Below are 6,258 nucleotides of genomic sequence, written 5' to 3' on the forward strand. Positions count from 1 at the left end.
GCGTGTCCGGCCGGCCGTCCTGCGTGTGCCCGGCCGGTTCCCGCCCGTACCGCTCGGGGCCCGGCCCGTACCCCTCGTCCGGCCCGTACCCCTCGTCCGGCGCGTACGCCTCCGGCGCGGTGGCGCCGCCCGCCGGGTGGGAGCCGGTGTGGTCGGGCAGGGGGTCCGCCGGGTGGGCGGGGGGCTGCGCCGCCGGGGGCTGGTCCCAGGGCCGGCCCGCGCCGTCCGTCGCCCAGGGCGCGGGCGCGCCGCCCGGCAGGGTGGCGGGCGGGGTGCCGCCCCACTGCTCGACCAGGGAGGAGGTGGTGAACTCGCCCGACTCGTCGGGAAGTTCTCCGCCCGCGACGGGGATGGACCACTGCCCGGTCACGTCGTGTCCGGGGGCGGCCGGGGGCGCGGGCTCCTCGAAGGTCCAGTGCTGGGTGGCGCCGGGCCGGTACGTGAACCGGTCGTCCGCGGCCGGCCCCTGGGGCGGCGCGGCGTTCGGGTCGGGCCACCGGCCGCCGCCGTCCGGCGTGGGCCACGTGTCCGTGGCCGCGTCGTCGGGGGCGGTCGCTATCGGCGGCGGCACGTAGCCGTGCCCGGGGGCGGCCAGGGGGCTGTCGCCGGACAGCAGGGCGTCGATGCCGCCCTCGGGGAGCTTGACGAAGGCGGTGGCGCCGTCGTCGTAGTCGCCCTGGGGCAGCGGGTTCCAGCGGCTGCCGCCCGGGGGCGTGCCCTCTCCGTGCTGGTCGTCGGTCACGACAGCGCCCTCCCCAGTGCTCGTCGGGCCAGTGCGGCGACGGTGCGCCGCAGGTGCAGTACGGCGGGCGGCAGCGCGGGCACGGAGCCGTCCGGCTCCGGCGCCGGGTCGGGGATGCAGGCCGCGGCGACGTACTCGCCGAAGGCGTTCAGCGCCTCCGGGACCAGCGCGCGGTCGTTGTCCCAGTCGATGAGCCCCGCGACCCACTGCTCGGCCTCCAGGGGCCTCAGCGGCATCGGCGCTATGGCCCCGACGGCGCAGCGCACACCGCGCCGGGCGGGGTCGAGGACGAGGGCCACGGAGGCCAGCGCACGGCCGGGGCCGGTGCGTCCGGTCGCCTTCAGGAAGACCTGCGGGGCGTGCAGCAGCGGTACGCGCACGTAGCCGATGAGCTCGCCGCCGTGCAGCATCTCCACGCCGGCCAGCAGGTGCGACACCGGGATCTCCCGGCGGGCGCCGGCCGGGCCCGCGATGATCAGCGTCGCCTCCAGGGCGGCCAGCACCGGCAGCGCGTCCCCGGTGGGAGCGGCCGAGGCGATGTTGCCGCCCAGGGTGCCGGCGTTGCGGATGTGCGGGGGGCCCGCGGCGCGCGCGGCGGCGGCGAGCGCCGGGATCAGGGCCGCGAAGTCGGGGCGGCCCATGCGCGCGTGGGTGAGGCCCGCGCCGAGCAGCGCGTGGCCGTCCTGGTACTGCCAGCCGCGGATCTCGCTGATCCGGCCGAGGCCCACCAGGGCGGCGGGCCGGAGCTGTCCGGAGTTGACGGCGGCCATCAGGTCGGTGCCGCCGGCCACGGGGACCGCGGCGGGCAGCGCGGCGAGTGCCGCCACGGCCTCGTCCAGTGTCGTGGGCAGCGTGACGGCCTGCGCCGCCTGCGGTGCGTGCGTGGTCAAACCGGCTGCCCCTTCCCGCTGCCCCACCTGGTCCCACCTGTGTGGCCGTACGGTACGTGCTCACAGGGCGGACGTGGCAACTCTGGCACATCTTCGCAAGGCCCGAACGCGGGGGTCCGCTAGGAGGCATTCGCCCACCTCACCGACAAGATGGACCGTTTTCGCACGGCATCACCAAAGAGCGTGAATTGCCACTCTTCGGTGATGCCGGCGGGATTTTTCCGTTACCTGTTCGGAGGCGGTCCGTCGATCGGGCGGCCGGACACCCCGGGGCGCCGCTGCCACGGCCGGGGCCCGGTGGGCGGCCGGTAGGCGACCCCGAGGGCGTCAAGTCGCCCGTAGTGGGCGGCCATACGGCGCTCGAAGTGGGCGAAGTCCCGTTCCGCGGGCGCCGGCAGCCGGCTCCAGGCCACCTCGGCGAAGGCCGCGAGCCGGGGGAAGGCCTGGTAGTCGACGCGTGCGGCGTCCTCCAGCACCTCGGTCCACACGTTGGCCTGGGTGCCGAGCACGTGTTCCGCCTCGGCGCCGGTGAGCCCGGCCGGAACCGGTTCGAACCGGTAGACGTCCTCCAGGGTGCGCACGAAGCCGATCGGTACGGGCTCGTCCTCGCCGAGGGCCTGGCGGTGGTCCAAGTACACGTACTGCTCGGGGCACATGACCACGTCGTGGCCGGCCCGCGCGGCGGCGATCCCGCCGCCGTAGCCGCGCCAGGAGGAAACCGCCGCGCCCGGCGCGAGGCCGCCCTCCAGGATCTCGTCCCAGCCGATGAGCCGGCGTCCGCGCGCGGAGAGCCACGCGTCGAAGTGCGCGACGAACCAGGACTGGAGCCCGTCCTCGTCGCCGAGCCCGAGTTCCGCGATGCGGGCCTGGGCGGCCGGCGACTTGCGCCACTGGCCCTTGGGGCACTCGTCGCCGCCGATGTGGATGAACCGTGACGGGAACAGCTCCAAAACCTCCTCGAACACCCCTTCGTAGAAACGCAGGGTGGTGTCGGTGGGGGCGAGTACGTTGGAGTTGATTCCCCAGGTGTCCCAGACGGAGAGGGCGGTGGTGTCGATGACGTCGGTGTTGCCGAGTTCCGGATACGCGGCGACGGCGGCCTGCGAATGGCCCGGCACGTCGATTTCCGGCACGACGGTGATATGCCGCTCGGCGGCGTAGGCGACGATCTCCCGGATGTCGTCCTGGGTGTAGTAACCCCCGTGCGGCTTCTCCTCCCAGAGGGGTGAGGCCCGGTGACCGAATTTCGTCCGCGACCGCCAAGAGGCGATTTCGGTCAGTTTTGGATACCGCTCGATCTCGATGCGCCAGCCCTGGTCATCCGTCAGATGGAGATGCAGGACGTTGAGTTTGTGCGCGGCCATCAGGTCCAGGTAGCGCAGCACGCCTTCCTTGGGCATGAAGTGCCGGGCGACATCGAGAAGGAGACCGCGCCAGCCGAATCGCGGGCTGTCGTGGACGGTCACCGCCGGGAGATCCCAGTCCCTCCCCGGCCGCAGCGGCGCACGGCGGAAGGCGTCGGGTCCGAGCAGCTGACGGAATGTCTGCGCGCCCCAGAAGACACCTGCCGCATCGCCGCCCTCGATGCGGAACGGATATTCGCCGACGACGACGCGATAACCCTCCGGCGGCAGGTCCGGCTCGATGCTCAGCACGATGCGCCGGGCGCGTCCGGGGTCGTCGGGAAAGGGCAGGCCGGTCGCCGCTCCGAGAGTGGCCCGCAGCCAACGCGCGACGCCCTCCGTGCCGGGCCGCGCCTCCAGCGCCGTCCCGCCGTCCAGGCTCGCGCGACCGGCGGCGTTCCCGACGATCCGGCCCGGCGCGGGGATCAGCGCCGTGCCGTGTTCCGGGGAAAGGGGTGTGTCGTTCATGTCGTCCGTCGTACCTCCGCACCCGGCGTTGCACAGCGTGCAACGACTGTTTCGCTGCGTACAACCGGTACGGACGCTACGGACTCCCGGCCTCACACACAAGAGGTCTGGACCACTGACACCGGACCCGGGCACGGCAAAGGCCCCGGCACACGCCGAGACGTGCCGGGGCCCTCTCGGGTCGGACCGGGTGCGGAGCCGCTACTTGTCCCCGCCCTCGTCACCGCCGCCGCTGCCCATGGACTCGTAGATCTCCTTGCACATCGGACACACGGGGTACTTCTTCGGGTCGCGGCCCGGCACCCAGACCTTGCCGCACAGCGCCACGACGGGGGTGCCGTCGAGGGCGCTCGCCATGATCTTGTCCTTCTGGACGTAGTGGGCGAAGCGCTCGTGGTCGCCGTCACCGTGGGACACCTGCGGCGTCGGCTCTACGAGGGTCCCCGTACCAGTCCCGCGCTCGGGCTCGAGAGTGCTCATACCGCCCAGGGTACTGAAGCGCACACGTATCAGTTGAGTGAAGGGTCGTCCGGATACGTGGCCACCATCGCCAGCTCGCTGCGCTGGCGGCGCAGCACCTCGCGCCAGAGCCGCTCCGGGGCCGGCGAGGAGACGTCGCCGGGCTCCGACTCGACCACGTACCAGGCCCCCTCGACCAGCTCGTCCTCCAATTGGCCGGGACCCCAGCCGGCGTACCCGGCGAAGATCCGCAGGGAGCCGAGGGCGGAGGCGAGCAGTTCCGGCGGGGCCTCCAGGTCCACCAGGCCGATCGCGCCGTGCACCCGCCGCCAGCCCAGCGGGGTCCGCTCCCCGTTCGCACCGCCCGGGATGACCGCGACGCCGAGCGCCGAGTCCAGCGAGACGGGGCCGCCCTGGAAGACGACGCCCGGCTCACCGGCGAGGTCGGCCCAGCCCTCCAGGATGTCGCCCACGCCGACAGGGGTGGGGCGGTTGAGGACGACGCCGAGTGAGCCCTCCTCGTCGTGGTCGAGAAGGAGCACCACCGCGCGGTCGAAGTTCGGGTCCGCCAGGGCGGGGGTGGCCACGAGCAGCCGCCCTGTGAGCGAGGACACCTCGGTCATGCCAGACATGATCCCGCATCTTCCCCCGGTGTGGGGAGCCAATCGGGGGTACCCAGCTCAGGGCGTAAGGATGCGCCCCCGGCGCACACCCTGGATCGGTGACCCCATGTGTCCGATTGGGAACGGTTCGTGTTGTGGCACAGCTTTGACGCGACTGGGCGGTACTCGGGCTTACGGCCGGAGGGTGATCGGCGATTACCCTGTCTCTCCGGCCCCCGCGCACAGTGATCGGCCGGACCCTGCCCAACTCATCGGAACGCGAGATTCATGACCGTCAACGACGATGTCCTGCTTGTCCACGGCGGAACCCCGCTCGAGGGCGAGATCCGTGTCCGCGGTGCGAAGAACCTCGTACCCAAGGCGATGGTCGCCGCCCTGCTGGGCAGTGCGCCGAGCCGACTGCGCAACGTCCCCGACATCCGTGACGTGCGGGTGGTGCGCGGGCTGCTCCAGCTGCACGGGGTGACGGTCCGCCCGGGTGAGGAGCCCGGTGAACTGGTGCTCGACCCGACGCACGTCGAGAGCGCCAACGTCGCTGACATCGATGCCCACGCGGGCTCCAGCCGCATCCCGATCCTCTTCTGCGGCCCGCTGCTGCACCGCCTCGGCCACGCCTTCATCCCCGGCCTCGGCGGCTGCGACATCGGCGGGCGGCCCATCGACTTCCACTTCGACGTGCTGCGGCAGTTCGGCGCGAGCATCGAGAAGCGGGCGGACGGCCAGTACCTTGAGGCCCCGAAGGGCCTGCGCGGCACGAAGATCCGGCTGCCGTACCCGTCCGTGGGCGCGACCGAGCAGGTGCTGCTGACGGCCGTCCTCGCCGAGGGCGTGACCGTGCTCTCCAACGCGGCCGTCGAGCCGGAGATCGAGGACCTCATCTGCGTGCTGCAGAAGATGGGCGCGATCATCGCGATGGACACCGACCGGACGATCCGCATCACCGGTGTGGACAGGCTCGGCGGCTACACCCACAACGCCCTGCCGGACCGCCTGGAGGCCGCGTCCTGGGCGTCGGCGGCGCTCGCGACCAACGGCAACATCTACGTCCGCGGCGCCCAGCAGCGCTCGATGATGACGTTCCTGAACACCTACCGCAAGGTGGGCGGCGCCTTCGAGATCGACGACGAGGGTATCCGCTTCTGGCACCCGGGCGGCCAGCTGAAGTCCATCGCGCTGGAGACGGACGTCCACCCCGGTTTCCAGACCGACTGGCAGCAGCCGCTGGTGGTGGCCCTGACGCAGGCCACGGGCCTGTCCATCATCCACGAGACGGTGTACGAGTCCCGGCTCGGCTTCACCTCCGCGCTGAACCAGATGGGCGCCCACATCCAGCTCTACCGCGAGTGCCTGGGCGGCTCCGACTGCCGCTTCGGCCAGCGCAACTTCCTGCACTCCGCGGTCGTCTCCGGCCCGACCCGGCTCCAGGGCGCCGATCTGGTCATCCCCGACCTGCGCGGCGGCTTCTCGTACCTCATCGCGGCCCTCGCCGCCGAGGGCACCTCCCGTGTCCACGGCATCGAGCTGATCAACCGCGGCTACGAGAACTTCATGGAAAAGCTCGTCGAACTGGGCGCGAAGGTCGAACTGCCGGGCAAGGGGTGGCCGCCTGGGACGGGACCATCGTGGCGACCGGGGTGAGGAACAGCGCCACCGCGAACAGGCCGCCCGTGACG

General features: G+C 72.4%; 5 protein-coding genes and 1 pseudogene. 1 reads left to right on the plus strand and 5 read right to left on the minus strand.

Going from position 1 to position 6,258, the window contains the following annotated elements:
* The 5 genes and pseudogenes from ACWEN3_RS38815 to ACWEN3_RS38835 form a co-directional block, all read right to left on the minus strand.
* Window positions 1-742, minus strand: a pseudogene (locus ACWEN3_RS38815) (hypothetical protein); the annotation flags it as partial.
* Window positions 739-1,632: an FAD binding domain-containing protein gene (locus ACWEN3_RS38820; protein ID WP_452981153.1), complete on the minus strand. Its 894-nt coding sequence runs from the start codon at window positions 1,630-1,632 to the stop codon at window positions 739-741. The pseudogene ACWEN3_RS38815 and the gene ACWEN3_RS38820, both read right to left, overlap by 4 nt.
* Window positions 1,633-1,856: 224 nt before the next feature.
* On the minus strand, window positions 1,857-3,503 hold the full coding sequence (locus ACWEN3_RS38825) for a beta-N-acetylhexosaminidase (protein WP_452981155.1): 1,647 nt from the start codon (window positions 3,501-3,503) through the stop codon (window positions 1,857-1,859).
* Window positions 3,504-3,704: 201 nt separating this feature from the next.
* Window positions 3,705-3,983 carry a DUF3039 domain-containing protein gene (locus tag ACWEN3_RS38830; protein ID WP_452981157.1) on the minus strand — a complete coding sequence of 93 codons (279 nt, stop codon included), beginning with the start codon at window positions 3,981-3,983 and terminating at the stop codon, window positions 3,705-3,707.
* Between the two features lie 29 nt (window positions 3,984-4,012).
* The gene (locus ACWEN3_RS38835) at window positions 4,013-4,585 is read right to left on the minus strand and encodes a YqgE/AlgH family protein (protein WP_452981162.1); all 573 of its coding nucleotides are present in this window, start codon (window positions 4,583-4,585) and stop codon (window positions 4,013-4,015) included.
* A gap of 267 nt (window positions 4,586-4,852) precedes the next feature.
* On the opposite strand from ACWEN3_RS38835, the gene murA reads away from it, so the two are divergent.
* On the plus strand, window positions 4,853-6,223 hold the full coding sequence (gene murA / locus ACWEN3_RS38840) for a UDP-N-acetylglucosamine 1-carboxyvinyltransferase (RefSeq protein WP_452981160.1): 1,371 nt from the start codon (window positions 4,853-4,855) through the stop codon (window positions 6,221-6,223).
* The last annotated feature ends 35 nt before the right edge of the window (window positions 6,224-6,258 follow it).

Source organism: Streptomyces sp. NPDC004561 (genome assembly GCF_053602155.1).

Bases quoted from the DNA above. Each gene is read 5' to 3' on its own strand.
- murA (WP_452981160.1), top strand. From the start codon at position 4,853: ATGACCGTCAACGACGATGTCCTGCTTGTCCACGGCGGAACCCCGCTC.
- ACWEN3_RS38825 (WP_452981155.1), bottom strand. From the start codon at position 3,503: ATGAACGACACACCCCTTTCCCCGGAACACGGCACGGCGCTGATCCCC.
- ACWEN3_RS38835 (WP_452981162.1), bottom strand. From the start codon at position 4,585: ATGACCGAGGTGTCCTCGCTCACAGGGCGGCTGCTCGTGGCCACCCCC.
- ACWEN3_RS38830 (WP_452981157.1), bottom strand. From the start codon at position 3,983: ATGAGCACTCTCGAGCCCGAGCGCGGGACTGGTACGGGGACCCTCGTA.